Below are 26,355 nucleotides of genomic sequence, written 5' to 3'. Positions count from 1 at the left end.
GAGGAGCGCGCCAACCCACGGGCAGCCCCCGTGGGAGCGAGTTCATTCGCGAGGCTCTTCGCGGTTGAAACCGCTCCCACGGCACGGCTCCGGCGGTGGATCGATGCACGCACAGTCGCATCCGTAGGATGCGGTGAGCTCGGCGAACCGCATCACCCCGTGCCCTGGCCCCGCAATGATGGGCTTCGCACAGCTCAGCCCATCCTACGTTTGTCGCCGCGACCCGGTGCGTGTGGGGGCTGGCTGAAACGAAAAAACGCGGCCGAGGCCGCGTTTTTCGTGGAGCGGGTGGGGTCAGAAGAAGCCCAGGGGGTTGATGTCGTAGCTGACCAGGAGGTTCTTGGTCTGCTGGTAGTGGTCGAGCATCATCTTGTGGGTTTCGCGGCCGACGCCGGACTTCTTGTAGCCACCGAAGGCGGCGTGGGCCGGGTACAGGTGGTAGCAGTTGGTCCAGACGCGGCCGGCCTTGATGCCGCGCCCCATGCGCCAGGCGCGGTTGATGTCGCGGGTCCAGAGGCCGGCGCCGAGGCCGAACTCGGTGTCGTTGGCGATGGCGAGGGCTTCGGCTTCGTCCTTGAAGGTGGTGACGCCGACCACCGGGCCGAAGATCTCTTCCTGGAAGACGCGCATCTTGTTGTGGCCTTTGAGCAGGGTCGGCTGGATGTAGTAGCCGGTGGCGAGGCTGCCTTCGAGCTTCTCGGCGGCGCCGCCGGTGAGCACTTCGGCGCCTTCCTGCTGGGCGATGTCGAGGTAGCTGAGAATCTTCTCGTACTGCTGCTGGGAGGCCTGGGCGCCGACCATGGTGTCGGTGTCCAAGGGGTCGCCGCGCTTGATGGCTTTCACCTTCTTCATCACTTCGGCCATGAAGGCGGGGTAGATGGATTCCTGCACCAGGGCGCGGGAGGGGCAGGTGCAGACTTCGCCCTGGTTGAAGAAGGCGAGGACCAGGCCTTCGGCGGCCTTTTCGATGAAGGCCGGTTCGGCCTGCATGATGTCTTCGAAGTAGATGTTGGGGCTCTTGCCACCCAGTTCGACGGTGCTGGGGATGATGTTCTCGGCGGCGCACTTGAGGATGTGCGAGCCGACGGGGGTGGAGCCGGTGAAGGCGATCTTGGCGATGCGCTTGCTGGTGGCGAGCGCTTCGCCGGCTTCCTTGCCGAAGCCCTGGACGACGTTGAGTACGCCGGGCGGCAGCAGGTCGCCGATCAGTTCCATGAGTACGGTGATGCCCAGCGGGGTCTGTTCGGCGGGCTTGAGGACGATGCAGTTGCCGGCGGCGAGGGCCGGGGCGAGCTTCCAGGCGGCCATGAGCAGCGGGAAGTTCCAGGGGATGATCTGGCCGACCACGCCGAGGGGTTCGTGGATGTGGTAGGCGACGGTGCCGTCGTTGATTTCGGCGGCGCCGCCTTCCTGGGCGCGGATGCAGCCGGCGAAGTAGCGGAAGTGGTCGGCGGCGAGCGGGATGTCGGCGTTGAGGGTTTCGCGCACGGCCTTGCCGTTGTCCCAGGTTTCGGTGACGGCGAGGACTTCGAGGTTCTGTTCGATGCGGTCGGCGATCTTCAGCAGGATGTTGGAGCGGTCCTGCACGGAGGTGCGACCCCAGGCGTCGGCGGCGGCGTGGGCGGCGTCGAGGGCCTTGTCGATGTCTTCGGCGGTGGAGCGGGGGAATTCGGCGATGGGCTGGCCGTTCACCGGGGAGGTGTTGGTGAAGTACTGGCCTTTGACCGGGGGCACGAATTCGCCGCCGATGTAGTTGCCGTAGCGGTCCTTGAAGGAAACGACGGCGCCGGGGGTGCCGGGTTGTGCGTAACGCATGGTCTATCTCCTTGGCTCTTGTGCTTGTTGGTGGAGGACGCGCCGAAGCGCTGTGAGCAGCATAGAGCAAGGGGCGGGCCAGGCCAGCGCAAGCCCCGGCCGGCGTGGCCTGCGGCCATTGCCGGGGATATCGCGTCGGTGTGGCTGTGGCAGGGCTGGTACAGGCCGGGTGACAGTTTGTCACGCATCTGGCACAGCCTGATGACCCATGGGTCATCCGGGCGTTGCAAAGGGCGTGGCGCTGGAGGATGCTGCGGCGACGTGGGTGCCCGTCCTGGGCGCCGGGCTGCCTCCCGGACCCCCGCTGCGGAGAACAACAAGACATGCACGACCACCTGAGCCGCCATGCTCAGCAAGTGCTGACCCTGGCGCAGGGCAAGGCCCAGTCGAGCGGGCCCGCTGCCGACCCTTCCATCGCCCGCTCCTGGCTGCGTTGCCTGGAGGACTACAACCTGGACCCGGCCCTGCCGCGCCCGCCCGCCGTGCTGGAGCACGCGCGGATGCTGGAATGCCGCGAGCGCATGCAGCAGGTGCTGGAGATCGCCAACGGCGAGATGAACAGCCTCTATCACCAGCTCTCCGGCACCGGCCACGCGGTGCTGCTGACCGATGCCCGTGGGGTGATCCTCAACTGTGTGACGGCCGCGGCCGAGCGCAACGCTTTCGAGCAGGCCGGCCTGTGGCTGGGCGCCGACTGGAGCGAGGCCCGCGAGGGCACCAACGGCATCGGCACCTGCCTGGTGGAGCGCCAGGCGCTGACCATCCACCAGGACGAGCACTTCCGCAGCCTGCACACCGGGCTGACCTGCTCGGCGAGCCCGGTGTTCGACCCCCATGGCGAGCTGCTGGCGGTGCTCGACGTCTCCTCGGCGCGGCGTGCCATGTCCCGCCAGAGCCAGTTCCACACCATGGCGCTGGTCAATCTCTCGGCGAAGATGATCGAGAGCTGCTACTTCCTGCGCCGCTTCGAGGGCGAGTGGCTGCTGCGCTTCCACCTGCAGGCCGAGTACGTCGGCCTGTTCAGCGAAGGGCTGATGGCCTTCGACGCTGAGGGGCGCATCCGCGCGGTGAACCAGGGCGCCATCAACCTGCTGGACAGCAGCCGCGAGCGCTTGCTGGGCACCACGGTGGAGGCCTGCTTCGACTGCCGCCTGGACGACCTGCTGGCCCGCGCCCAGCCCCAACCCAATGCCAGCTGGCCGCTGCGGGCACGCAACGGCCGGGTGCTGCATGCGGCGCTGCGCGGCCAGGCGCCCCGGCCGATGCCGGTGGCGCCGCTGGTGGTGGAGCGCCCGGCGGCACCGGGCCTGTGCCTGGGGGATGCGGCGCTGCAGGCGGATTTCCGCCGGGCCGTGAAGGTCTACGAGCGGGATGTGCCGTTGCTGGTCAACGGCGAGACCGGCTCCGGCAAGGAGGCCTTCGCCAAGGCCGTGCACCGGGCCAGCTCGCGGGCCGAGCGACCCTTCATCGCGCTGAACTGCGCGGCGATCCCGGAATCCCTGATCGAGAGCGAGCTGTTCGGCTATCGCGGCGGCAGCTTCACCGGCGCCCGCAAGGAAGGCATGCGCGGCAAGCTGCAGCAGGCCGACGGCGGCACGCTGTTCCTCGACGAGATCGGCGACATGCCCCTGGCCTTGCAGACCCGCCTGCTGCGGGTGCTGGAGGAGCGTCAGGTGGTGCCCATCGGCGGCGAGGCCCAGGCGGTGGACGTGCGCATCATCAGCGCCACCCACCGTGCCCTGGAGGCCCGTGTGCAGGCCGGCGACTTCCGTGAGGACCTGTACTACCGACTCAATGGCCTGGTCATCGACCTGCCGCCGCTGCGCGAACGCAGCGACCGGGAACCGCTGCTGGAGCACCTGCTTCGGGAGGAGGCGCGCGGCCAGGTGGTGCGCCTCGACGATGCCGCCCGCCAGGCCCTGCTGGCGCATCCCTGGCCGGGCAACGTGCGCCAGTTGCGCAACGTGCTGCGCACCCTGGTGGCGTTGTGCGAGGACGGGGTGATCCGCCTGGCCGACCTGCCCCGGGACATCCGCGAGCAGGCTGCACCGGTGACGCGGGCCGAAACGCCGGCCAACCCGCTGGACGATGCCGAGCGCGCCGCCCTGCTGGGCGCGCTGGAAAGCCAGCGCTGGCACATGACCCGTACCGCCGAGCAACTGGGCATCAGCCGCAACACGCTGTACCGCAAGCTGCGCAAGCACGCCATCGAGACCCGCAGCCTGTGACACGGCCTGCGTAGCCCGGGCTTCAGCCCGGGAACCTCCCGCACGTGAAGAACCCGCCGATTGGCGGGTTCGTTCATTACCGGGGTCACCTGGTGGCAGGGGGATGACGCGCTGTTCATCCACCAGGTGATGCCGCCGGGGGCGTCTCTGCGAGGGCCGCCCCTACGGGTGCCTCGACAGGGCTTCAAACGGCCTGTGGCATTTCCCCCCGTGCCAGCCGAGCGTTGATGGCGTCGATCACCTTCGGCAGGTCGGTGATGGTGTCGATCAGGTAGTGCGGGCGGGCACCTTCGAAGAGCTGGCCGATGCGCTGGCGTGCCCGCTCCAGTTCCGTGGGCGAGAGGGCCTTGAACTGGTCCCAGGTCAGGCCCAGGGCATTGCCGGAGCAGGTGAGGGCCACCGTCCACATGCCGGCCCGGCGGCCTTCGAGGATGCCCGGCCAGGTGTCGTCCACCTTCACGCAGGCGGCCACGTCCTCGATGCCGAGGGCGATGACGTTGGCAAGGGCCTGGGCCGGGTGCGGGCGGCCGTTGGGCACTTCGTCGGTGGCCACCACGTGGTCGGCGATGTAGCCGTTGCCCCGGGCCAGCTCCACCACCTTGTCCATCACCGCCTTGGGGTAGCCGGAGCAGGAGCCGATCTTCAGGCCGCGTTGGCGCAGCGCGGCGATGGCCTCCAGGGCGCCGGGGATGAGCGCCGAGTGGACGCCGATCTTCTCGATCTGCAGCGGCATGAAGCGTTCGTAGATGGCCGTGACGTCGTCGTCGGTCGGCAGCCGGCCGAAGGCGGCGCGATAGCGTTCGGCGATGGCGGGCAGGTTGCAGAGGGTGCGGATGTGGTCCCACTTGCCCATGCCCATCGGGCCACGGGCTTCTTCCAGGGAGACGGCGACGCCGAACTCGGCGAAGGCTTCGACGAAGATCTGCGTCGGGGCGAAGGAGCCGAAGTCGACCACGGTGCCGGCCCAGTCGAGTACGGCGGCCTGCAGGCGGGTGGGGTGTTGGTAGTTCATGGCGATTCTCCGTCGGGGTTCAGGTTCGGGCGTTGGCCAGGCCGCCTGGGAGCGGTATGGCAGGGGGTGTTTCGGGTTGCGGCCGGCTGTTCCAGAACGGCACCAGCAGCAGGCTGGCCAGCAGGGCGGCGAAGGTGAAGGCGAGGAACACGGTGGTGGTGTCGAAGTAGCCCGGCAGCAGGCCGCCGAGGATGGCGCCCACCGAGCCGCAGCCGTTGACGAAGCCAGCGGCGGTGCCGGCCGCTTCCTGGGTGCCGAAGTCGACGGCGGCGGAGCTGCTGATCATCGAGTCCGGGCCGTAGAGGGTCATGCCCATGAGGAACAGCAGGCCCACCACCAGGTACAGGCTGCCGCTCTGCATGGCCGGCACGAACAGCGCGAGGCACAGGGTGAGGGCCGCCAGGCTGAACACGCAGGCGGGCATGCGGCGGGCGCCGAAGAGCTTGTCCGAGGCGATGCCGATGAGGATCGGCCCCACCAGCCCGGCCACTTCGAACGCCGTGGGGACGATGGCGGAGGCCACCTTGCCGATGGCCGGCATGCGTTCGTAGACGATCACCGGGCCCCACAGGAGGATCGCGTAGCGCGCCGGCTTGAGCAGGAAGTAGGCCAGGCCCAGGGCCAGCACCGGGCGGTTGGCCAGCACCTTGCGCAGCACCCGCCAGTGCCCGGGGCGCACGGCGGTCGGGTCGGCGGCCGCTGCGCTTTCCAGCGGTGGCAGGCCGACGTCCTCCGGGCGGTTGCGCTGCAGCAGCCAGAACAGCACGGCCACGCCCAGCACCACCAGTGCGCAGGAGACGAACGCCGCGCGCCAGTCGTGGAACACCTCGTAGGCCCACCAGCCGGCGAAGGGCGTGGCCACCAGGCCGCCGAAGGCGTAGCAGGTGCTCCAGTAGCCCAGCACTCGGCCGCGCTCCTGGGTGGCGAAGAAGCTGCCGATGTTCTTGCACAGCCCCGACCAGCCGGTGGACTGCGCCAGGCCCTGGACGAGCATGCAGCTGACGAAGATCGGCAGGGTGGCGAAGGTGCCCATGGCCAGGGCCGCCAGGGCCGAGATCAGCAGGCCGCCGAAGACCACGACCCGTGGCCCGAAGCGGTCGGCGAACAGCCCCCAGGTGAACTGGCCCACGGCGTAGGCGCCGAGGTAGAGCGCATCGAGGTTGGCCATGGCGGCCTTGTCCAGCTCGAAGGTCGGGTCCTCGGCGATGCCGAGCTTGGCCACCGAGAAGGCCTTGCGGGTGAAGTAGAAGGCGGCGTAGGCCAGCCAGGTGATGAGGAAGATCTGGACCCGCCAGCGGTGCAGCGATTGCCAGCCGCGGGCGGTGGAGCCGGGTGAGGTGTGCATGGGTTCTGACCCCTGTGGACAGTGCATGAGGAGAGGTTGTTGTTCTTGTGGTGTGTCCTGGCTGTCTAAACGCCCGGCCTGGTCAGAAGGGCAGCGGTCGGGGCGTCAGGCGTGGGTGGGCTGTGCGCTAGGCAACTCCTCGCCGGCGTGGCCGGCAGTGGGCCGCGCCGGGGCGCGGCCGGTGGGGTTCAGGCCGCCTGGCCGGGGAGGGTGACCTGCATGGCGGCGAGGCTGTCGGCGATGGCGGCCAGCAACTGGCGGACGATGGCCTCGTCGATCTGGCCGATGCAGCCGATGCGGAAGCTCTCCGCCTCGGTGAGCTTGCCGGGGTAGATGACGAAGTGGCGGGCCTTGAGTTCGTCGTAGAAGCGCTTGAAGGCGAAGCGGGGATGATCGGGGCTGAAGAAGGTGGTGATGATCGGCGACAGCCAGCGGTCCTCCAGCAGCGTGCGGAAGCCCATCTGGCGCATGCCGGCCACCAGCACGTCGCGGTTGCGGGTGTAGCGCGCCAGGCGCCCGGCCACGCCGCCTTCCGCCGCGTGCTGGGCCAGTGCGGCACGGAACGCCACCACACTGTGGGTGGGCGGGGTGAAGCGCCACTGGCCGGTGCGCTCCATGTAGCGCCACTGCTCCAGCAGGTCGAGGCTCAGGGAGTGGGCGCGCCCGGCGGAGGCCTCCAGCAGGCTGCGGCGGATGATCACGAAGCCGAAGCCGGGAATGCCTTCGATGCACTTGTTGGCTGAGGACACCAGCACGTCGAAGTCCACCGCCTGCACCGTGAGCGGCACGGCGCCGAACGAGCTCATGGCATCGACGATCAGCACCTTGCCGTGGCGACGCACCACGGCGGCGATCTCGGCCAGGGGGTTGAGGATGCCGGAGCTGGTCTCGCAATGGACCAGGAACACGCTGGTGACGTCCGGGTGGTCGCGCAGCAGGGCATCCACCTCCTCCGGCTGGGGCGGCAGGTAGTCGCCCTTGTCCAGGCTGATGTGGGCGCGGCCGAGGTAGTCGAGGATCTTGCCGGCACGCTGGCCGTAGGCACCGTTCATCAGCACCAGGGCCTTGCCGTCACGGGGGATGGCGGTGGCCAGGGCGGCCTCGACGGCGAAGGTGCCACTGCCCTGCAGCGGCACGCAGGCGTAGCGGTCGTCGTGCACGCCGGCCATCGCCAGGAGCTGCTGGCGCACCTCGGCGGTGACGCGGTTGAAGTCGGCATCCCAGGAGCCCCAGTCTTGCAGCATGGCCTCCTTGGTGGCGCGGGAGGTGGTCAGCGGGCCGGGTGTCAGCAGGTAGGGTTCGCCCAGCGCCGGAGCGGCCAGCGGGGCATGGGCAGTGGGGAATTCGGCGTGGGTCATGGTCGTCTCCAGCGGATGCGGGGTGGCGGTGCTGGAGGGGATGAGACCCGTTTCAATGCGATAACTGAAATCGATTTATGGTATTTCACTCAGAAGCTGAGCTTATTTATCGGGGGTGACATGTCGGTTTCCCAGGCCCAACTCAAGGCCTTCCATGCCGTGGCCGTGCACGGCAATTTCACCCGTGCGGCGGAGCAGTTGTTCCTCAGCCAGCCGGCGGTGTCCGACCAGGTGCGCAAGCTGGAGGAGCGCTTCGGCGTGCTGCTGTTCAACCGCAACAAGCGCTCGGTGCAATTGACCGAACTGGGCGGGCAACTGCTGGCCATCACACAGCGCCTGTTCGCCGCCGAGCGCGAGGCACTGGAGCTGCTCACCAGCTCCCGCGCCCTGGAGAGCGGCAGCCTCACCCTGGCGGTGGACGCGCCCATGCACCTGCTGCCGCACCTGGCGCGCTTCTGCGAGCGCTACCCCGGCATCCGCGTGCGGCTGGTGACGGGCAACAGTGACGAATCCCTGCGCCGGCTGTTCGACTACCAGGCCGACTTCGCCGTGCTCGGCCGCCCGGTGGACGACGAGCGGTTGATCAGCCACGTCCTCAGCAGCGGCCCCCTGGTGGCCTTCGTCGCCGACAGCCACCCCTGGGCCCACCGCGAGTCCCTGCACCTGGCCGACCTCCACCGCACCCCGCTGGTGCTGCGGGAGGAAGGCTCCATGACCCGGCAGATGCTGGAGGACGAAATGCACCGCGCCGGCCTGGAGGTCCTCCCTGCCATCGAAGTGGAAGGCCGCGAGGCGGTGTTCGAGATGGTCATGGCCGGGCTCGGCGTCGGCATCGTCTCCGCCGCCGAACTCGGCGCCGGGCGCGGCGTGCGTGTCCTGCCTATCCTCGACTTCGAATCGCGCATGACGGAAACGCTGGTGTGCCTGAAGGAGCAGGGGGCGAGGCGGGTGATTGGGGCGTTTTTGGAGGGGGTGGGTATTCTGGAGGCATTTTGATTGGTCAATACGTATTAAAGTGTTATCGATATTTCCCGAGTTCAAGAGTTCTGATTGGCAGTCTCTATAAGGGGTAAGTGATGGGCGTGAGTTTAAAGTGCTTAGTTTTGGTGTCTGTGAAAAAAGGTGAGTGAATATGAGTTACAAGATAGATGATTTGATTGCTGAAGGGTTGAGACTTTATCATGACGGCGCTTTTGGAGAAGCTGAGACTGCGGGTGATTTTATCTGCTTCATTGCGAAGTATGGTGGGCAGAGGGACTTTGATGCGCTTCCTTTGTGGGTTAAAGAAGAAATTCGCAAGCGAATAGAAAGTTATAAATTGACGCGGAGTTGGAGCATTCTCTCGAGTGAGGGGAGCATGGATATGGCTGAAGTGGCTGAGATTTTTATTAGGCGAATACGCCTTTAAGTGGTGATAAGAATATTTTTTTCAATAAAATTATGTGTGAGAAGTGAATGGAAATTGATGAGCTACAACGCGAATTTTACAAACTCTGCGAAAAGTCTGAGCAAGCCTACAACGAGGAGCTTGAGGTGTCCTATGAGCATACGTTGGTGAATGCTCTCGTTTTTTTAAAGCGGTATGAGGGATCAAGGCGGGAGATTGCAGAAATTCTGAATCGGGGAATCACTGAAAATACTGTTCCGCTTGAGTTGATTGCTTTTTGTATGCGCGAACTCAGGTGGGAGGAGGTAAGAGATCACGCAATTTTAATTTACAAGGCAAGCTTGGATCCTCGGCGTGTGGCATTGCTCACGGTAATTAAAGCATATGATGCGTTTTGGCCTGATGAGGATCAGTATGCTTATTTTGGGAGGCGAGGGGTATGAGGTGTGCGGTATAAGTCCAAGGTATTTTTTGGCTGGGTTTGTCTCGGTGAGAGACTGATAGTGGTGGCTAATATTTTTAACTCCATGTGCAGTCGTCTGGATGGGAAAACTTGAGACTGTCGTAAGTGTTTCGCTTTTTTTCATGAGAAAGGGCTGTTCCCCTGCTACCTCCGAGTCCACTTGTTGCTGCTCTTTGCTGTACTGCTCTCTGCAATCGCACTATCGCTCCCCCATTCGTGCACCGCATCACGCGGCCCGCTTTCCTTGCTCCCCGTCCCGGTTCATCCTTCGCACCTGGCGCAATGCCATGATTTCCGGCCGGCTCGTGGTGGCAAGACTGCGAGCGGCAGCGAGGGAAGCACTGCAGAAGGAGTTGCAGCAGGATGCGTGTGTTGTTCATTCACCAGAATTTCCCAGGGCAGTTCCGTCACCTCGCCGCCCACCTGGCGAGGCGAGAAGCTGGCCAACGGCTGCTAGCCTGTGTCGGTTGCTTTTGCCAAGCGGCAGGGTTTGTTGGTGGGAACAGGGTATGTAGATGAACAGTTGGCTGAATATATAGGGGTGAGGATGACTAGAGTTTTTTTTCGGGTTTATTCGGAAGATGTCGAGCTTAAAACTGAAGAAAGAAAGCGCCTCTACAAGGAGTTGATGGAGGAAGATGTTTTTGGCGAGCGTGGCAAGGGCTTTGCGCGTGCTTTGAAACGTTTGGTATTTGAAGGCGAGTTGGAAGCATATGATATTTCTATAGTTGATCCGAATGCATTTTTGGGGCGGCGCGAGAATGATTTGGGATATATGATGGCTGTATATCTATGTTTGGCTGCTCCATTGCCGGATGTGGAATTCTATAAAAAAATTCTGCGCCTTTATGCTAAAGATATTATCTTGGATATATCAATTGCTGCAGTCTCATATATTGACGGTTCTCCTGTTTCTGCTGATCTGCTCGAGCGGGTTGAAGTTTTGATCTCAGCTGCTGCCGATGTTTTTTCGGAGGGAGGTGGGAGTTTCGAAGAAAGTGGTGCTGTATACTATAATTTGTTTGGTGGTTTTTTTCCAGGGTGTGTTACGAGGGGTCAAGTCATAACTCCCTTTTTCCTCGATTTTTGAAGAAAATTGATTCGGTTTTTATGGTTGTTTTGGAGAAGTCAGCAAAAGGTTTTGAGTTATGCGCAAGGAAGTTGCTTCCAAAGCTATTTGGTAGTGCACCTGTAAGCTATGCTGCTTATGCAGATGAGCAATTTATTTTATTTTTAAAGGGCTATTTTTCAAGAGAGTACACACCCGCACTTCTTGAGTATCTGGATGCTGTCTACTACTCAATCCCCGAAGAGAAAAGGATAAGGCTCGATGGAGATAAAATTTCGTATTTTGCTGATTGAACTGCCAGCATTGTTGCTGGATCGGCTTCGCTTGAACCTGAGCACCGACAAGTCGGTATTTGTCGAGGATGAGCCGCCCGAGTGGCAGCCGCTTTATGCTGCTCTGGAGTTCATTGCGCTGCCTGAAGATATGGAATCTCCTCGCCCCGATGCGCTGCTGATGTCGTGGGACGTGAATTTTGATCCGGATGAAATGCGGCAGATTCTGGAGCCGCTGCAGGCAGCGAACTTGGAACCCGCGATCATGGTGTTGCATGACGACGAAGGTGGAGTGATACAAGTGCTGTCGCTGGATGAAGACGACTGGTACGAAGAACGGGCTCTGGTTCCGGCTCACTGTTCGATCCAGGATGAAAGCGCGCTGGCCGCCTGGATGTTGGCCAGGGCCGATGAGCGAACGCGTATGCCTGCGTAGGTATACAGCGGGCGCAGTGATCTGCGATGTCTGCCGCCTGCCCTCTCGAACCCGTCGACTCCCTCTGCCGAGGCGGTCAGCCTGCGACTGATTGCTTTTGCCAAGCGGCAGGGTTTGTTGGTGGGAGCAGGGTATGTAGATGAACAGTTGGCTGAATATAGAGGGTGTAAGGATGACTAGATCTTTCGTTCGGGTTTATTCGGAAGATGCTGAGCTTAAAACTGATGAAAGAAAGCGCCTCTACAAGGAGTTGATGGAGGAAGATGTCTTTGGAGAACGTGGTAAGAATTTTACGCGCGCATTAAAACGATTGGTCTTTGATGGAGAGCTAGAGTCTTATGAGCCGTTCCTAGAGTGTGAGGACGAATTTGGAGGGTATCGCCAGAATGACTTGAGTGAAATGTTGGCAGTCTATATATGCCTAGCTGCGCCCTGTTTGGATTTGGATTTCTATAAAACGATTTTGCGTCGATACGAGTGCTCATTAATTGTTAATATGAGTGATTGTGCTATTACTTATATAGATGGCTCGTCATCTGCTTCGCTAACTTTTATGAGAAAAATCGGCTTTTTTATTGAGGCCGCTGATGATGTTCTTTCAGAGGGCGGCTACAGCCTTGCGTTGGAAGGGGGTTCATTTGTAAGAATGTTCTCAGGCTTTTTTTCAAAAGTGTGCTATGAGGGGAATGGAAATAATTGCTTGTTTCCTCGATTCTTTTCCAGGTTTGATTCTTTGTGCTCTGCGATTTTGGAGCGGCGCAAAAAATATATGGAAGTGATATCTGAAGGATCAATAAGTATGTTGTTTGGAAGTGCTGCTGTTGATGCGGGTGGTTATTCGGATGAGGCGTTTAAATTTTTCTTTAGGCAGTATGTTAATCGCGAATTCACGCCCGCACTTCTTGAGTATCTGGATGCTGTCTACTACTCAATCCCCGAAGAGAAAAGGATAAGGCTCGATGGAGATAAAATTTCGTATTTTGCTGACTGAACTGCCAGCATTGTTGCTGGATCGGCTTCGCTTGAACCTGAGCACCGACAAGTCGGTATTTGTCGAGGATGAGCCGCCCGAGTGGCAGCCGCTTTATGCTGCCTTGGAGTTTATTGCGCTGCCTGAAGAAATAGAGTCTCCTCGGCCCGATGCGCTGCTGATGTCGTGGGACGTGAATTTTGATCCGGATGAAATGCGGCAGATTCTGGAGCCGCTGCAGGCAGCGAGCTTGGAGCCCGCGATCATGGTGTTGCATGACGACGAAGGTGGAGTGATTCAAGTGCTGTCGCTGGATGAAGACGACTGGTACGAAGAGCGAGCCCTGGTTCCGGCTCACTGTTCGATCCAGGACGAAAGCGTGCTGGCAGCCTGGATGTTGGCCAAGGCCGATGAGCGACCGCGTGTGCCTGTGTAGGCACACAGCGGGGCGCAGTGATAGAGATTGTGAATTGATGGGTTTGTGCTGTTAGCAGGTTCACTGTTTCAGCTCTTGGTACTGAAGTCGGCTAGAAATACTGGGCTACTTCAAGCCATCCTTGGTGCCGTCTGTGAAGGGCATGTTCGTGATTTTATGAATAGGCATAGCCGCATGTTTAGATGGGGCGAAAAGAAATTTTCATTGCAGGCTGAAGTGACTTGCTGGGCTAGAAGAGCTGAAAAGAAAGACCAATAATGAAAGAGTTCGCTGCAGTAGAGGAAGTGCTTTTTGTATTTAATTCCTGGGTGCTAATGGTGTGCGCGCCACTCTCACGCACACCTGGCGTCGGGATCAGTTTGACCCTGCTTGACGAGCGAAAAGATAAAGTCGGGGAGGCGGTTGTGAGGAAAATATTAACCTCTCGAAACCCGAAAATAATTCCCATCGAAATAGGAGTAATATCCTTTTTTGAGGATTTCGGGAAAATTAAATATATATCCTTTGATGGTGTGGGAGGAGTCAAATAGTTCCCTGTTCTTGCTGCATAGGTTTCTGGTAGAGGGGTAGGTCAAAGGAATGTCTAATGCCTTGTCAGTTGCACTGATTTTTGGGTTTTATTGGAAATCCATGATGAGTGCTCTTGTTAGTAAAGCTAGACATTAAGCCTTCATGGTTGAGTTTCTGATTCTTGCCGGTCATAAGGATAAGCTTTTATGTGCTCTTCAATTTTTTACGTGTAATTAGGAGCCCCAGGGCTTCGACGCCTTATTATCTAACGGATCTCGGCAACGCTCAGTTGCCTGAAAGAGCACTCTTCGATCACCTGCTGCTCGCCCGGAGAGGAGTGCTTTTCAGCCCATCACTCCGCCATCGCACTATCGCTCCCCCATTCGTGCACCGCATCACGCGACCCGCTTTCCTTGCTCCCCGTCCGGGTTCATCCTTCGCACCTGGCGCAATGCCATGATTTCTGGCCGGCTCGTGATGGCAAGACCGCGAGCGGCAGCGAGGGAGGCACTGCAGAAGGAGTTGCAGCAGGATGCGTGTGTTGTTCATTCACCAGAATTTCCCGGGGCAGTTCCGTCACCTCGCCGCCCACCTGGCGAGGCGGGACGATGTCGAGGTCCTGGCCATCGGTCGCGAGCAGGCGCCGGGGCTGCCGGGGGTGCGGTTGTTGCGCTACAAGCCCCATCGCAAGGCGAGTGCGCAGACGCACCCCTACGTGCGCAGCTTCGAGGATGGCGTGCTGCATGGGCAGCAGGTGCTGCGCCTGTTGCTGGACCTGAAAGCCAAGGGCTACCGGCCGGATGTGGTCGTCGCCCACCCCGGTTGGGGCGAGAGCCTGTATGTGCGGGAGGCGTTCCCGTCGGCGCGGCTGATCCACTTCTGCGAGTACTACTACCGGGCCCAGGGGGCTGACGCGGGCTTCGACCCGGAGTTCCCCCTCGACACCCACGGGGCGGCGAGCATCCGCAGTCGCAATGCGCTGCACCTGCTGAATCTGGAGAACTGCGACCTCGCCATCACGCCCACCCGGTGGCAGCGCAGCTTGCACCCGGCGGCCTACCGTGACGGAATGCGGGTGATCCACGAGGGCATCGACACGGCCGGTTTGGGCCCGGACCCGGAGGCCACCCTGGCATTGCCCGATGGGCAGGTGCTGAGGGCCGGGCAGCCGATCCTCACCTATGTGGCGCGTAACCTGGAGCCCTACCGGGGCTTCCACAGCTTCATGCGGGCGCTGCCGCGCATCCTCGCCGCGCACCCGGGGTGCCAGGTGGTGGTGGTGGGTGGGGATGAGGTCAGCTACGGCAGCCGGCCGAAGGATGCCGCCAACTGGCGCAGCAAGCTGCTGGCGGAAAACCCCATCGACCCGGCGCGCGTGCACTTCCTCGGCAAGGTGCCCTACGGCACCTACAAGCAGGTGCTGCAGGTGTCTGCCGTGCACCTCTACCTGACCTACCCCTTCGTGCTGTCGTGGTCCTTGCTGGAGGCGATGGCCAGCGGCTGCCTGGTGGTGGCGTCGGACACCGCGCCAGTGCGCGAGGTGATCGAGGACGGGCGCAATGGGCGGCTGGTGGACTTCTTCGACACCGGGGCCATCACCGAGCGTGTCGTGCAGGCGCTGTCCGAGCCCGAACGCTTCCAGGCCCTGCGCCAGCAAGCCCGGGCGACTGCCGCCGGCTATTCCACCCAGACGGGGATCGCCGGGTATCTGGAGGCTCTCGGGCTCACCTCCGCCGTTGTCGGCGCCTAGGAGGGGCCAAGCCCCACAGTCTTTTCACCCCGTACCTGTCGCTGGCCATGCCATGACGCCGGGTGCGGGCCTGTTCGGTCATGGTGACCATCAAAGGAGCAGCTATGGAAATGCAGGGAACACAGGGTAACGACACGCTGATCGGCAGTGACGACAGCGATCGGATCGACGGATTGGGCGGGGACGACCGGTTGGTGGGCGGGGGCGGTAACGACACCCTGACCGGTGGCCTGGGCAATGACACCCTGGTCGGGGGCGCGGGGGATGACGTCTATCGATTCGGTTTCGGCAGCGGGCGGGACGTGATCGAGGACGGTGGCGGTGATTGGGGACGGAGCGTCCTCGCATTCGAGCCGGGTGTGCAGCCTGCGGACGTCACTTGCCGCCAGGTGAACGGCGATCTGGTGCTGACGCTGGCGACCGGGCGTGACCAGGTGATCCTGCGCAACTACTTCTACTCAGCCCAGCCAGGCTCCCCGGACGTCTTCGAGATCCGCTTTCCCGATGGCACCCTGTGGACGCCTTCGAGTGTGATGCAGAGGCTGGAACCCCAGGGGGCGCAGGTGGTGGGCAGCCCCGGCGCTGACACGCTGATGGGCACCGCCGGTGCCGACACGATAGAGGGCCGGGACGGCAACGACCTGCTGAACGGTGGTGCGGGTGATGACCTGCTGCTGGGCGGAGATGGCGACGACACCCTGGAAGGCAGCCTGGGGTTCGACACCCTTATGGGTGGGCTGGGCAACGACACCTACCGGCTTACCGGACCATGGGGGCAGGTGGTCATCGACGAACCCGTCTCGCTGGCCGGTGGCTTCGATGTGCTCGAACTCTACGACGTGGCCTCGACCGACGTGCGGGTCAATCGCGTCGGCAACGACCTGATCCTGCTGCGCCAGGGCAGCAGCGACCGGATCACCCTGAGCAATTACTTCAACGACGATGTCTTCGGACCCGAGGCCGTCGAGGAGATTCGTTTCTCCGACCAGCTCTGGCGGCCGTTGCAGGTGCTGGAGATGCTGCGCAACGGTACCTCCGGCAACGACAACCTGATAGGCACCCCGCTCGACGATACCCTCGACGGTGGCCAGGGGGATGACCTGCTCAATGGCGGTGGCGGGAATGACCTGCTGCTGGGCGGTGCCGGCAACGACACCCTCGAAGGCAGCCAGGGGTTCGACACCCTGGTCGGCGGCACGGGGAACGACACCTATCGGATTACCGGCAGTTGGGGGCAGGTCCTCATCGACGAGTTGCCTGTCCTGGAGGGCGGCTTCGACGCCATCGAGCTCGATGTGGCCGCAAGCGACGTCATGTTCAGCCGTGCAGGCAATGACCTGATCCTGTCGCGCCGCGGCAGCAGCGACCAGATCATCGTCCGCAGCTACTTCAATCCGGACGTTTTCGCGGCCGAGGCCATCGAGGAGATTCGCTTCGCCGACCAGGTCCTGCGACCGCTCCAGGTCCTGCAGATGCTCGGCGGCGGCACCACCGGCAACGATACGCTGATGGGCAGTGACTTCTCCGACACCCTCGACGGTGGCCAGGGGGATGACCTGCTGGACGGCCGCGGTGGCAACGACCTGCTTATCGGCGGAGCCGGTAACGACACCCTGTATGGCGGCGCAGGTGATGACACCCTTGAGGGGGGCGATGGCGACGACTGGCTGGACGACGGCCAGGGCTACAACCGGCTCTCGGGCGGCCAGGGCAGCGACACCTATGTGCTGGGCGAAGGCTACAGCGCCATCCTCGAAGTCGCTGGAGGTGGTATCGACACCGTGCGCAGCAGCGTGACCCATGTGCTGGGGTATGCGCTGGAGAATCTGGTACTGACCGGCAGTGCCGATGTCCACGGCTATGGCAACGAGTTGGACAACGAACTGACCGGCAACAGCGGCAACAACCGCCTCAAGGGTGTAGCCGGCAACGACCGCCTGTACGGGCTGGACGGCAAGGACACTCTTGAGGGCGGGGCCGGTAACGACAGCCTCTACGGCGGCGCAGGCGACGACAGCCTGCTGGGTGGCGATGGCGATGATTGGCTGGACGGTGGCGAAGGCTTCGACCGGTTGGAAGGTGGGGCCGGCAACGACACCTATGTCGTCAACCAGGCTTCCGTATCGATCCATGAAGCCAGTGGAGCTGGCGTGGACACGGTGCGCAGCAGCGTCAGCCATGGCCTGGGGGCGGCGATCGAGAACCTGGTGCTCACCGGTTCGGCGAACATCGAGGGCTTCGGTAACGAGTTGAACAACGAGCTGACCGGTAATGTGGGCAACAACAAGCTCGAGGGACGTGACGGCAATGACCGTCTCGACGGCGGCGCCGGCAACGACCAGCTCAGCGGTGGCAAGGGTGATGACGTCTACTTCTTCAGCCGCGGCTGGGGTCAGGACGTGGTCACCGACTATGGCGATGGCTTCGACAGCATCCAGTTCGCTGCCGACATCCTGCCGGGTGACCTCCAATTGATACACCAGGGTGACGACCTGCTCCTGAGCCTCAAAGGCACCGCGGACAGCCTGCGCGTGGTGGGGTACTTCACCGGCAACGGCGTGGGCGCCAATGCCATCGAGGAAATCCGCTTTGCCAATGGGGATGTCTGGACGATCACCCAGGTGCGCAATCTGGTATTGCAGGGGAGCGATGGCAACGACCTCATCAATGGCTTCAACACGGCTGATACCCTCGATGGCGGACTGGGCCACGACACCCTCTATGGCGCCGACGGCAATGACCTGTTGATCGGTGGCAGCGGCAATGACCTGCTGGATGGCGGTACCGGCAATGACACGCTGATAGGCGGGCTGGGTAACGACACCTACGTGGTCGACTCCCTGGGCGACGTGATCCAGGAGAGCCCGAACCAGGGCATCGATACCCTTGAATCCAGCATCAGCATCACCTCGCCCTTGCGGGTCAACCTCGAGAACCTGCGCCTGACCGGCAGCGCCAACCTCAATGGAACCGGTAACAGTGCCAGCAACCTGATCACCGGCAACCAGGGCGCCAACTACCTCAGGGGCAATGCCGGCAACGACACCCTCAGCGGCGAAGGCGGCAATGACACCCTGGAAGGCGGCGCCGGCAATGACGTCTACCGCTTCGCCAGGGGCTGGGGGACGGACACGATCGTCAACTTCGAAGCGGGCTCCAATGGCCTGGACGCCATCGAGTTCGCGGCGGGCATCCTCCCCAGTGACATCCGGGCGACCCGGACGGGCAACAACCTGGTGCTGTCGCTCATCGGTACGACTGACCGGATCACCATCACCAACTACTTCAACAGCGACGGCATCAGCTCTTACGCGGTGGATGAAATCCGCTTTGCCAGCGGCACCCGCTGGAGCCTGTCGAACATCAAGTCGATGGTGCTGCAAGGCACCAGCGGCAACGACACGCTCATTGGTTATGCCAGTGCTGACGACATCCACGGAGAGGAAGGCAACGACAGCATCGAAGGGAATGATGGTAACGATATGCTCTTTGGCGGCAGCGGTGACGACCTGCTCGATGGAGGTATTGGCGCCGACCTTCTGGCAGGGGGAAGCGGCAAAGACACTCTGCATGGAAGCTTTGGCAACGACACTCTTGAGGGGGGCGATGGTGACGACCTGCTCTACGGTGACGCCGGCCATGACCGGCTTGATGGCTCTACCGGCGTTGACACCCTGATTGGCGGCGCGGGTGATGACCACTATCGGGTAGATGCCGGAGACAGCGTCATCGAGGCCCTGAACGAGGGGATCGATACGGTCGAGGCTCGGGTCTCCTGGACCCTGGGCGACCACCTGGAGAACCTCGTCCTTGCCGGGCCGGCAGTCGAGGGCATCGGCAACGCGCTGAACAACGACATCCTTGGCAGTGAGGGTAACAACCTGCTGCGTGGGGAGGCGGGTGACGATCGCCTCAACGGTGGGCAGGGCAATGACACCCTCATCGGTGGCTCGGGAAATGACACCTATGTGTTCAATGTCTACTGGGGGCAGGACGTTATCCACAACCAGGACGATGGCATCGGCAAGCGCGATGTCATTGAGTTCGTAGGCTTCACTCCCGCGGACATCAGCTTCCGCCGGCTCGGCGATGATCTGGTATTCGAACGCAGCTACACACCAGAGACTCTCACCGTTGCCGGCTTTTTCCAGGGTGACGGCAAGGGGCCGGGGTCCATTGAGGAGGTCCGCTTCGGCAATGGTGTCGTCCTGACTGGCGATGCAATCCGCAGCAGCCTGCTGAAGGGCACGTCCGGCAATGACACGCTCCTGGGCTATTCCATCGACGACAGTCTTGCCGGGGAAGACGGACAGGATGAGTTGCAGGGCTTTGCCGGCAACGATGTGCTCGACGGCGGAGCCGGTCACGACCGGTTGTACGGCGGTGCCGGAGATGATCGCCTGATCGGCGGCCTGGGTGACGACACCCTGGATGGTGGTGTCGGCAACGATGTCTACCAGGTGGACTCGTTGGGCGACGTGGTGATCGAGGCTGCGAATGCGGGGATCGACACCATCGAGTCCAGCGTGACACTGGCCCTGGGTGCCAATGTGGAGAACCTTGTTCTCACCGGCAGCGCCGCGATCAGCGGTACGGGTAACGGGCTGGATAACCTGGTCATCGGCAATGAGGCTGCCAACGTCATCAGGGGTGGAGGTGGGTCTGATCGTCTGATCGGTGGAGCCGGCAACGATACGCTCAGTGGTGATGCCGGAAGCGACACTTACGTATTCGAACGAGGTTGGGGACGCGACACCCTGTCCAACTTCGACTCGAGTGCCGGCAAGCACGATGTCATCGAATTCGGTGCAGGCATCGCGGCCAGCGATATCGTCGTGCGCAGGTCAGGCTCCGACCTGTTGTTGAGCCTCAAGGACAGCAGCGACGTGATCATCTTGCTGAACGTGCATCAGGGAGATTGGAACCGTCTGAACGTCGTGGACGAGGTGCGTTTTGCCGACGGTACGGTTTGGTCGTCAGACCAACTGCGTGCCCAGGCGATGTTGGGGGGCGATGGTAATGACTTCCTGGCGGGCTACAGCTTCGACGACATGCTGGTGGGTGGCTTGGGCAACGATTCGCTGAGCGCCGGCAATGGCAATGACACCCTCGATGGCGGGCAGGGCAACGACAACCTGCAGGGTGGCCAGGGAGATGATGTCTACCTGTTCGAGCGTGGTTGGGGGCAGGACACCATTGCTGACGTGGACGTGGCCACGGGTAGCTGCGATGCCATTGTCTTCGGTGCGGGAATTACGCCTGACGACATCGTTGCCACCCATGCCGATGGCCATCTGTACCTCAAGCTCAAGGGCTCCACCGACAGCATCACGGTGGTTCACTATTTCCGCTATGACACCCATGTGGTCGAAGAAATACGCTTCGCTGACGGCAGCATCCTGACCCATCAGCAACTGCGTGAGTCGTTCCTGACCGGCGGTGATGGCAATGACGAGCGGATCGGCTTTCCAGTCAGCGACCTGCTCTCGGGTGGGCTGGGCAACGACAGCTTGTATGGAGGCTGGGGCAACGACACCCTGCTTGGCGGACAGGGCAACGACATGCTCTATGGCGGCGGTGACGACGACCTGCTGCAGGGCGGTGCCGGGGATGACGTGCTCAGAGGCGACGCCGGCTCCGACACCTACCTGTTTGGTCGGGGTGACGGTCGTGACCTTATCAGCAACTACGATGCGGGTGTCGGCAGTGTGGACACCCTGCTGTTCGGCGAGAACATCCCGGTAGAGGCGCTCTGGTTCCGCCAGAACGGTAACGGTCTGGAAGTGAGCGTGCTCGGCGGCTCGGAGCAGGTAACCGTCTCCAGTTGGTACAGCGGCAGCGCCTACCACCTCGACCAGTTCAAGTCGGCCGACGGCAAGACGCTGCTGGACAGCCAGGTGCAGAGCCTGGTGGATGCCATGGCCGCGTTCGGCGTACCGCCGGGCGGCGAGGGCAACCTCACGGCGGCCCAGCGCGAGGAGCTGAACCTGGTGATCGCCGCCAACTGGCAGTGATCCCCTGAGCGCGTGACGAGGAGCCCCGCCAACCGCGGGGCTTTTTCGTTCCGGGGTGGTGAATGAATCCGCTGGCCGATGCTCTACATGCGGCGTGGGATCAGGCCCGGCACGGGCCCCTGTGCTAACCTGCGCCAAGTTTTCCCGGGCCCCGGCGGCCCGTTTCCAGAGGTCATCCATGCATATCCACATCCTCGGCATCTGCGGCACCTTCATGGGTTCGCTGGCGGTGCTGGCCAAGGAGCTGGGCCACCGCGTCACCGGCTCCGATGCGAACGTCTATCCCCCCATGAGTACCCAGCTGGAGGCCCAGGGCATCGAGCTGATGCAGGGCTATGACCCGGCTCACCTGGAGCCGGCGCCGGACCTGGTGGTGATCGGCAACGCGCTGTCCCGCGGCAACCCGGCGGTGGAGCATGTGCTGAACAATGGGCTGCCCTACGTCTCCGGCCCGCAATGGCTGGCGGACCATGTGCTGCAGGGGCGTTGGGTGATGGCGGTGGCCGGTACCCACGGCAAGACCACCACCACCAGCATGCTGGCCTGGGTGCTGGAACACGCGGGCATGAGCCCGGGCTTCCTCATCGGCGGGGTGCCGCAGAACTTCGGCGTCTCCGCGCGCCTGGGCGGCACGCCGTTCTTCGTGGTGGAGGCGGACGAGTACGACAGCGCCTTCTTCGACAAGCGCTCGAAGTTCGTCCACTACCGCCCGCGCACCGCGATCCTCAACAATCTCGAGTTCGACCATGCGGACATCTTCCCGGACCTGGCGGCCATCGAGCGGCAGTTCCATCACCTGGTGCGGACCATCCCCGGCGAGGGGCTGATCATCCACCCCACTGCCGAAAGCGCCCTGGTGCGGGTGCTGGGCATGGGCTGCTGGACTCCGGTGCAGACCACCGGCGAGGGCGGCCAGTGGCAGGCGCGCCTGCTCAGCGAGGACGGCTCGCGCTTCGAGGTGCTGTTCGAGGGGCAGGTCGCTGGCACGGTGGACTGGAGCCTCACCGGCCAGCACAACGTGGCCAACGCCCTGGCGACCCTGGCTGCGGCCCGCCATGTGGGCGTGGTGCCGGAGCTGGGCGTGGCGGCGCTGTCGGCCTTCCAGAGCGTCAAGCGACGCATGGAGAAGGTGGCCGAGGTCAGGGGCGTGACCGTCTACGACGACTTCGCCCACCACCCCACCGCCATTGCCACCACCCTGGACGGCCTGCGCAAGCGCGTGGGCAATGCTCCGGTGATCGCGGTGATCGAGCCGCGCTCCAACTCCATGAAGCTGGGCGCCCACCGCGACGGGCTGCCCGACTCGGTGAAGCTGGCCGACCAGGTGTTCTGGTACGCGCCGCCGAACCTCGGCTGGGACCTCGCCGCCACGGTGGCCGGCTCCAGCGTGCCGACCCGGGTGTGCGATTCGCTGGAGGCCATCATCGAGGGCGTGAAGGCCCTCGCGGTGCCGGGCACCCAGGTGGTGATCATGAGCAACGGTGGCTTCGGCGGCCTGCATGGCAAGCTGGCCCAGGCGCTGGAGGGCTGACATGAGCGGCCCTGAACGCGTCACCCTGGCGATGACCGGCGCCTCCGGAGCCCAGTACGGCCTGCGCCTGCTGGACTGCCTGGTGCGGGAGGATCGCGAGGTGCATTTCCTCATCTCCAAGGCCGCGCAGCTGGTGATGGCGACGGAAACCGACGTCACCCTGCCGGCCAAGCCCCAGGCGATGCAGGCGTTCCTCAACGAGTACACCGGCGCCACGCCGGGGCAGATCCGTGTGTACGGCAAGGAGGACTGGATGGCCCCGGTGGCCTCCGGTTCCGGCGCACCGGCGGCGATGGTGGTGGTGCCCTGTTCCACCGGCACGCTCTCGGCCATCGCCACCGGGGCCTGCAACAACCTGATCGAGCGGGCGGCCGATGTGGCCCTGAAGGAGCGCCGCCAACTGATCCTGGTCCCCCGCGAGGCGCCGTACTCCAGCATCCACCTGGAGAACATGCTCAAGCTGTCCAACCTCGGCGCGGTGATCCTCCCGGCGTCGCCGGGCTTCTACCACCAGCCGCAGACCCTCGATGACCTGGTGGACTTCGTGGTCGCGCGCATCCTCAACCTGCTGGACATCCCCCAGGACATGCTGCCGCGCTGGGGCGAGCACCACCGGGTGAGCGATGAATAAAGGCGCACTCGCGCTGTTGCTGGCGCTGGCCCTGCCGGGCTGCGCCAGCGTCACTACCCTCAACGCCGCCAAGCCCGGCGCGCCGATCATCTACTCCGGCACCCGGCTCGATTGGTACGCCCTCCATGACGGTTGTTGCCCCATCGACCGTTTCGGCACCGAACCTCCGGCCTACCCGGCCGTCGACCTGCCCGCCAGCGCGTTGCTGGATACCCTGCTGCTGCCGCTTTCCGTGGCGGCGGAGCTGGGGATAGGGCTGGGGATCCGCGGCGGCAACTGATTGGGCGGGGGCGTGCTCCCGGGCTGAAGCCCGGGCTACGTCATTGTCTGGCGCGAGCGTGAGCCGAGGCTCAGGCCAGTTCCTGGCACACGTCCACCCATTGGGCGGCGACGAGGTCGGCCAGGCGTTCGGGGGTGATGCGCACGGCGCTGTGGATGGCGCCGGCGGCGGGGACGACCTCTTCGAAGGCTTGCAGCGAGCGGTCGCAGTAGACCGGCAGCGGGGTGGCCAGGCCGAAGGGGCAGACGCCGCCCACCGGGTGGCTGGTGAGGGCCTCCACGGTTTCGGCGTCGAGCATCCGCGCCTTGGCGCCGAAGGTTTCCTTGAACTTGCGGTTGTCGATGCGGGCATCGCCACGGGCCACCACCAGCACGGCATCCTCGCCGACGCGGAACGCCAGGGTCTTGGCGATACGGCCGGGCTCGACGCCGTGGGCCTCGGCGGCCAGGGCGACGGTGGCGGTGCTGGTTTCGAGTTCGATGATGGCGATGTCCGGTGCCTTGCTGGCGAAGAAGGCGCGCACGGATTCCAGGCTCATGGGATCGGTCCTTGGTCGTAGGTCAGCACGCCAGGTCGCGGACGTCGGGCAGGCTGTCGGCGAGCCCGTAGCGACCCTTGGCGTCGCGGGTCACCCGGCCGATGGCGACGGCCGGGTCGTGGGTGAAGACCAGGCGGCCATTGCGGGCCAGGAGGTCGGCCAGCAGGGCTTCCTTCTCTTCGATCAGGCCCTCGGGGAAGCGGTCGTAGCCCATGGTGATGGGCAGGTGGACCCAGGGGGCGCCGGGGATCAGGTCACCGCTGAACACCACCGGGCCGTCAGGCATCTGCACTTCCGGCAGGAGCTGGCCGGGGGTGTGGCCATCGCTCCAGTGGAAGCGCCAGTCGGCGCCGAGGGTGGTGCTCTGTTCGCCGTCTTCCAGCAGCTCCAGCCGCTCGCTGGCCTGCAGCAACTCCAGCAGTTCGGGAATGTAGGAGGCGCGGTCGCGGGCGTGGGGCGTGCAGGCGCGCTGCCACTGGCGGCGGCCGGTGATGAAGCGGGCATTGGGGAACAGCAGGCGCAGCGGCTGGCCGTCTTCCCAGGGGGCGAGCAGGCCGCCGGCGTGGTCGAAGTGCAGGTGGGTGAGCAGCACCACGTCGATGTCGGCATGGCCGAGGCCGACGGCCGCCAGGCTGTCGAGCAGCACGTGGTGGCTCTCCTGCACGCCGTAGCGCTGCTTCAGATCCGGGGAGAAGAAGGCGCCGATGCCGGTTTCCACCAGCACGTTGCGTTCGCCTTCACGCACCAGCAGGGCGCGGCAACCGAGGTCGATGCGGTTGAGGGCATCCGGGGCCATCCAGCGTTCCCAGAGGGCGCGCGGGGCGTTGCCGAACATGGCGCCGCCGTCGAGTTTCTGGCTGTTGCCGGTGAGGGTGGTGAGGGTGCGCATGTCGGTCCCTGTCTGCGGGCGGAGCGGGCAAGGCTAACCCGAATGTCGGGGCGCCGGTCAATCCGCCCAGCCGCTGTAGACGAAGGTCATGGGGCGCGGGCCGGGCAGGTAGCGGGTGTTCAGCTCGCCGATTCGGAAGCCGCCGGCCTCGATCAGGCAGGGGATGTCGCGGTCCAGATGGCAGCCCCCGGCCAGCGGTTTCCACAGCGGGGTGAGGCGTTGCTGCCAGCGCACCACGCCGGGGTCCGGGGCCAGGCCGTGCTCGGCGAAATGCAGGCGGCCGCCGGGCTTGAGCACGCGGCGCATTTCCCGCAGGGCGGCGACGGCGTCGGGGATGGTGCAGAGGGTGAAGGTGCAGACGATGCTGTCGAAGCGGCCGTCATCGGCGCGGATCTCGCCCAGTTCCAGGGCGATGGTCTCCACCGGGATGGCGATGGCGTCGGCGCGCTGCCGGGCCAGGGCCTGCATCTGCGCGGCGGGGTCGACGCCGGTTACCCGGCTGACCCGCTGCGGGTCGTAGAGGGCGAGGTTGAGGCCGGTGCCGATGCCGATCTCCAGCACCTCGCCCTCGGCGTTGGGCACCACCTGGGAGCGGGTCTTCATGACGTGGCCCATGCCGCAGGCGTAGTCGATCAGGCGCGGCAGGATGTGGCGGTCGTAGAACTGCATGGGCGTTCCCTTCCTGGGGCTGCGGAGCTGTCCACCCTACAGGCGCGGTCGGTTGGGTGTCGCGGGCGTTCCGGCCAAGGCCTGGGGCGCTTCAGCGGCCCAGGCGGCGCAGTTCGTCCGATTCCACCACGCGGGTGCCTTCGCCGGTCTCCAGGGCCAGGCGCCAGAGTGCGCGGGCCAGGGTGCAGGCTTCGATGCCCCGGTACTTGCCGGGGATCAGGCGCATCAGCGGGGCGGCGAGGCGTTCGCCGAGGCGGAATTCCTGGCGCGGGCCGAGCAGCAGGGAGGGGCGGGCAAGGGTGAGTTGCGGCCAACCCTGGTCGCGCAGGGCGTCTTCCATCTCGCCCTTGACGCGGTTGTAGAAGACCGAGGAGCCGCGGTCCGCGCCGAGGGCGCTGATGACCAGGTAGTGCCGTGCCCCCAGCTCCCGGGCGCGGCGGCCGACGGCCACCACTAGGTCGAGGTCGATGGCGCGGAAGGCCTCCTGGGAGCCGGCCTGGCGGATGGTGCTGCCCAGGCAGCAGAAGGCGGTGTCGACGGGGCCGCCGAGCTGGGGCAGCAGGTCGGCCAGCTCGCCCACCGGGTTTTCCAGGCGCGGGTGGGCGGCGAGCGGGCGGCGCGAGGGGGCGAGCACGCGTTCGACGGTGCGCTCGTTGAGCAGGCGGTCGAGCAGGTGCTCGCCGGTGAGGCCGGTGGCGCCGGCGAGCAGGATGTGCTGGGGCGTCAGGTGCATGGTGGCTGTCTCTCCGCTG

The 26,355-nt window shown here is 63.8% G+C and carries 23 protein-coding genes; 15 read left to right on the top strand and 8 right to left on the bottom strand.

The annotated features are described in order from the left end of the window. Positions 1–294: 294 nt before the first annotated feature. A complete protein-coding gene (locus FBY21_RS16020; protein ID WP_107329478.1) occupies positions 295–1,815 on the bottom strand; it encodes an aldehyde dehydrogenase family protein in 1,521 nt (506 codons plus the stop codon). A 323-nt stretch (positions 1,816–2,138) separates the two neighbouring features. Here FBY21_RS16020 and FBY21_RS16015 point away from each other — a divergent pair, with 323 nt between their 5' ends. Continuing rightward, positions 2,139–4,043, top strand: a complete 1,905-nt coding sequence (locus tag FBY21_RS16015; protein ID WP_142012274.1) for a sigma-54-dependent Fis family transcriptional regulator — start codon at positions 2,139–2,141, stop codon at positions 4,041–4,043. A 184-nt stretch (positions 4,044–4,227) separates the two neighbouring features. Here FBY21_RS16015 and phnX read toward each other — a convergent pair whose 3' ends face one another. From phnX to FBY21_RS16000, 3 genes are all read right to left on the bottom strand, one after another. After that, positions 4,228–5,055 carry a phosphonoacetaldehyde hydrolase gene (phnX, locus tag FBY21_RS16010; RefSeq protein ID WP_142012272.1) on the bottom strand — a complete coding sequence of 276 codons (828 nt, stop codon included), beginning with the start codon at positions 5,053–5,055 and terminating at the stop codon, positions 4,228–4,230. Between the two features lie 19 nt (positions 5,056–5,074). Further along, positions 5,075–6,400: an MFS transporter gene (locus tag FBY21_RS16005; protein ID WP_074973216.1), complete on the bottom strand. Its 1,326-nt coding sequence runs from the start codon at positions 6,398–6,400 to the stop codon at positions 5,075–5,077. Between the two features lie 188 nt (positions 6,401–6,588). After that, positions 6,589–7,758 (bottom strand): 2-aminoethylphosphonate--pyruvate transaminase, encoded by a 1,170-nt coding sequence (locus tag FBY21_RS16000; RefSeq protein ID WP_142012270.1) that lies wholly within the window; start codon positions 7,756–7,758, stop codon positions 6,589–6,591. A gap of 120 nt (positions 7,759–7,878) precedes the next feature. On the opposite strand from FBY21_RS16000, the gene FBY21_RS15995 reads away from it, so the two are divergent. The 14 genes from FBY21_RS15995 (at position 7,879) to FBY21_RS15860 (ending at position 23,507) form a co-directional block, all read left to right on the top strand. After that, a complete protein-coding gene (locus tag FBY21_RS15995) occupies positions 7,879–8,754 on the top strand; it encodes a LysR substrate-binding domain-containing protein (protein ID WP_142012268.1) in 876 nt (291 codons plus the stop codon). 136 nt (positions 8,755–8,890) lie between these two features. Beyond that, positions 8,891–9,166: a hypothetical protein gene (locus FBY21_RS15990; protein ID WP_142012265.1), complete on the top strand. Its 276-nt coding sequence runs from the start codon at positions 8,891–8,893 to the stop codon at positions 9,164–9,166. Between the two features lie 47 nt (positions 9,167–9,213). Next, the gene (locus FBY21_RS15985) at positions 9,214–9,588 is read left to right on the top strand and encodes a hypothetical protein (RefSeq protein WP_142012262.1); all 375 of its coding nucleotides are present in this window, start codon (positions 9,214–9,216) and stop codon (positions 9,586–9,588) included. Between the two features lie 480 nt (positions 9,589–10,068). Next, positions 10,069–10,698 carry a hypothetical protein gene (locus FBY21_RS15980; RefSeq protein WP_160158608.1) on the top strand — a complete coding sequence of 210 codons (630 nt, stop codon included), beginning with the start codon at positions 10,069–10,071 and terminating at the stop codon, positions 10,696–10,698. After that, positions 10,695–10,970 carry a hypothetical protein gene (locus tag FBY21_RS15975; RefSeq protein WP_142012257.1) on the top strand — a complete coding sequence of 92 codons (276 nt, stop codon included), beginning with the start codon at positions 10,695–10,697 and terminating at the stop codon, positions 10,968–10,970. Before FBY21_RS15980 ends, FBY21_RS15975 begins: the two co-directional genes overlap by 4 nt. Further along, on the top strand, positions 10,939–11,385 hold the full coding sequence (locus tag FBY21_RS15970; protein ID WP_142012255.1) for a hypothetical protein: 447 nt from the start codon (positions 10,939–10,941) through the stop codon (positions 11,383–11,385). The genes FBY21_RS15975 and FBY21_RS15970 overlap by 32 nt, the downstream gene beginning before the upstream one ends. Positions 11,386–11,524: 139 nt before the next feature. After that, positions 11,525–12,376, top strand: coding sequence for a hypothetical protein (locus FBY21_RS15965; RefSeq protein ID WP_142012253.1), 852 nt, complete (start codon positions 11,525–11,527; stop codon positions 12,374–12,376). Next, positions 12,345–12,791, top strand: coding sequence for a hypothetical protein (locus FBY21_RS15960; RefSeq protein ID WP_142012250.1), 447 nt, complete (start codon positions 12,345–12,347; stop codon positions 12,789–12,791). Before FBY21_RS15965 ends, FBY21_RS15960 begins: the two co-directional genes overlap by 32 nt. 257 nt (positions 12,792–13,048) lie before the next feature. Continuing rightward, positions 13,049–13,321 carry a hypothetical protein gene (locus tag FBY21_RS15955; protein ID WP_142012248.1) on the top strand — a complete coding sequence of 91 codons (273 nt, stop codon included), beginning with the start codon at positions 13,049–13,051 and terminating at the stop codon, positions 13,319–13,321. Between the two features lie 512 nt (positions 13,322–13,833). Then, on the top strand, positions 13,834–15,051 hold the full coding sequence (locus FBY21_RS15950) for a glycosyltransferase family 4 protein (RefSeq protein ID WP_142012246.1): 1,218 nt from the start codon (positions 13,834–13,836) through the stop codon (positions 15,049–15,051). Positions 15,052–15,155: 104 nt separating this feature from the next. Next, entirely contained in the window at positions 15,156–21,065 is a 5,910-nt protein-coding gene (locus tag FBY21_RS29440) for a calcium-binding protein (protein WP_301308345.1), read from the top strand. 178 nt (positions 21,066–21,243) lie between these two features. Further along, complete coding sequence (mpl, locus tag FBY21_RS15870; RefSeq protein ID WP_142012244.1) at positions 21,244–22,596, top strand: UDP-N-acetylmuramate:L-alanyl-gamma-D-glutamyl-meso-diaminopimelate ligase; 1,353 nt, start codon at positions 21,244–21,246, stop codon at positions 22,594–22,596. Position 22,597: 1 nt separating this feature from the next. After that, positions 22,598–23,227, top strand: coding sequence for a flavin prenyltransferase UbiX (gene ubiX, locus FBY21_RS15865; RefSeq protein WP_044410813.1), 630 nt, complete (start codon positions 22,598–22,600; stop codon positions 23,225–23,227). After that, the gene (locus FBY21_RS15860) at positions 23,220–23,507 is read left to right on the top strand and encodes a YceK/YidQ family lipoprotein (RefSeq protein ID WP_074973208.1); all 288 of its coding nucleotides are present in this window, start codon (positions 23,220–23,222) and stop codon (positions 23,505–23,507) included. The genes ubiX and FBY21_RS15860 overlap by 8 nt, the downstream gene beginning before the upstream one ends. Before the next feature lie 70 nt (positions 23,508–23,577). Here the strand turns inward: FBY21_RS15860 and FBY21_RS15855 are convergent, their stop codons facing one another. The 4 genes from FBY21_RS15855 to FBY21_RS15840 all read right to left on the bottom strand — a co-directional run bounded on the left by FBY21_RS15855 (position 23,578) and on the right by FBY21_RS15840 (position 26,336). Next, positions 23,578–24,045 carry a YbaK/EbsC family protein gene (locus FBY21_RS15855; RefSeq protein ID WP_142012242.1) on the bottom strand — a complete coding sequence of 156 codons (468 nt, stop codon included), beginning with the start codon at positions 24,043–24,045 and terminating at the stop codon, positions 23,578–23,580. Positions 24,046–24,067: 22 nt separating this feature from the next. Next, positions 24,068–24,934, bottom strand: a complete 867-nt coding sequence (locus FBY21_RS15850; protein ID WP_142012240.1) for an MBL fold metallo-hydrolase — start codon at positions 24,932–24,934, stop codon at positions 24,068–24,070. A 57-nt stretch (positions 24,935–24,991) separates the two neighbouring features. Next, the gene (locus FBY21_RS15845; RefSeq protein ID WP_142012239.1) at positions 24,992–25,603 is read right to left on the bottom strand and encodes a class I SAM-dependent methyltransferase; all 612 of its coding nucleotides are present in this window, start codon (positions 25,601–25,603) and stop codon (positions 24,992–24,994) included. Between the two features lie 91 nt (positions 25,604–25,694). Next, positions 25,695–26,336: an oxidoreductase gene (locus FBY21_RS15840; RefSeq protein ID WP_044410799.1), complete on the bottom strand. Its 642-nt coding sequence runs from the start codon at positions 26,334–26,336 to the stop codon at positions 25,695–25,697. Positions 26,337–26,355 lie beyond the last annotated feature (19 nt).

The sequence above is a fragment of the Pseudomonas sp. SLBN-26 genome, from assembly GCF_006715895.1.
In the GTDB taxonomy this organism is placed as follows: domain Bacteria; phylum Pseudomonadota; class Gammaproteobacteria; order Pseudomonadales; family Pseudomonadaceae; genus Metapseudomonas; species Metapseudomonas otitidis.
Note: the sequence above shows the minus strand (reverse complement) of the source record. Positions and strands in the feature narration are given on the sequence as shown.

Coding starts and splice junctions, on each gene's coding strand:
- FBY21_RS15960 (WP_142012250.1), top strand. CDS start 12,345: ATGGAGATAAAATTTCGTATTTTGCTGACTGAACTGCCAGCATTGTTG.
- FBY21_RS16020 (WP_107329478.1), bottom strand. CDS start 1,815: ATGCGTTACGCACAACCCGGCACCCCCGGCGCCGTCGTTTCCTTCAAG.
- FBY21_RS16000 (WP_142012270.1), bottom strand. CDS start 7,758: ATGACCCACGCCGAATTCCCCACTGCCCATGCCCCGCTGGCCGCTCCG.
- FBY21_RS16015 (WP_142012274.1), top strand. CDS start 2,139: ATGCACGACCACCTGAGCCGCCATGCTCAGCAAGTGCTGACCCTGGCG.
- ubiX (WP_044410813.1), top strand. CDS start 22,598: ATGAGCGGCCCTGAACGCGTCACCCTGGCGATGACCGGCGCCTCCGGA.
- phnX (WP_142012272.1), bottom strand. CDS start 5,055: ATGAACTACCAACACCCCACCCGCCTGCAGGCCGCCGTACTCGACTGG.
- FBY21_RS15965 (WP_142012253.1), top strand. CDS start 11,525: ATGAACAGTTGGCTGAATATAGAGGGTGTAAGGATGACTAGATCTTTC.
- FBY21_RS16005 (WP_074973216.1), bottom strand. CDS start 6,400: ATGCACACCTCACCCGGCTCCACCGCCCGCGGCTGGCAATCGCTGCAC.
- FBY21_RS15985 (WP_142012262.1), top strand. CDS start 9,214: ATGGAAATTGATGAGCTACAACGCGAATTTTACAAACTCTGCGAAAAG.
- FBY21_RS15855 (WP_142012242.1), bottom strand. CDS start 24,045: ATGAGCCTGGAATCCGTGCGCGCCTTCTTCGCCAGCAAGGCACCGGAC.
- FBY21_RS15950 (WP_142012246.1), top strand. CDS start 13,834: ATGCGTGTGTTGTTCATTCACCAGAATTTCCCGGGGCAGTTCCGTCAC.
- mpl (WP_142012244.1), top strand. CDS start 21,244: ATGCATATCCACATCCTCGGCATCTGCGGCACCTTCATGGGTTCGCTG.
- FBY21_RS15860 (WP_074973208.1), top strand. CDS start 23,220: ATGAATAAAGGCGCACTCGCGCTGTTGCTGGCGCTGGCCCTGCCGGGC.
- FBY21_RS15850 (WP_142012240.1), bottom strand. CDS start 24,934: ATGCGCACCCTCACCACCCTCACCGGCAACAGCCAGAAACTCGACGGC.
- FBY21_RS15955 (WP_142012248.1), top strand. CDS start 13,049: ATGAAAGAGTTCGCTGCAGTAGAGGAAGTGCTTTTTGTATTTAATTCC.
- FBY21_RS15845 (WP_142012239.1), bottom strand. CDS start 25,603: ATGCAGTTCTACGACCGCCACATCCTGCCGCGCCTGATCGACTACGCC.
- FBY21_RS15970 (WP_142012255.1), top strand. CDS start 10,939: ATGGAGATAAAATTTCGTATTTTGCTGATTGAACTGCCAGCATTGTTG.
- FBY21_RS15840 (WP_044410799.1), bottom strand. CDS start 26,336: ATGCACCTGACGCCCCAGCACATCCTGCTCGCCGGCGCCACCGGCCTC.
- FBY21_RS29440 (WP_301308345.1), top strand. CDS start 15,156: ATGGAAATGCAGGGAACACAGGGTAACGACACGCTGATCGGCAGTGAC.
- FBY21_RS15990 (WP_142012265.1), top strand. CDS start 8,891: ATGAGTTACAAGATAGATGATTTGATTGCTGAAGGGTTGAGACTTTAT.
- FBY21_RS15995 (WP_142012268.1), top strand. CDS start 7,879: ATGTCGGTTTCCCAGGCCCAACTCAAGGCCTTCCATGCCGTGGCCGTG.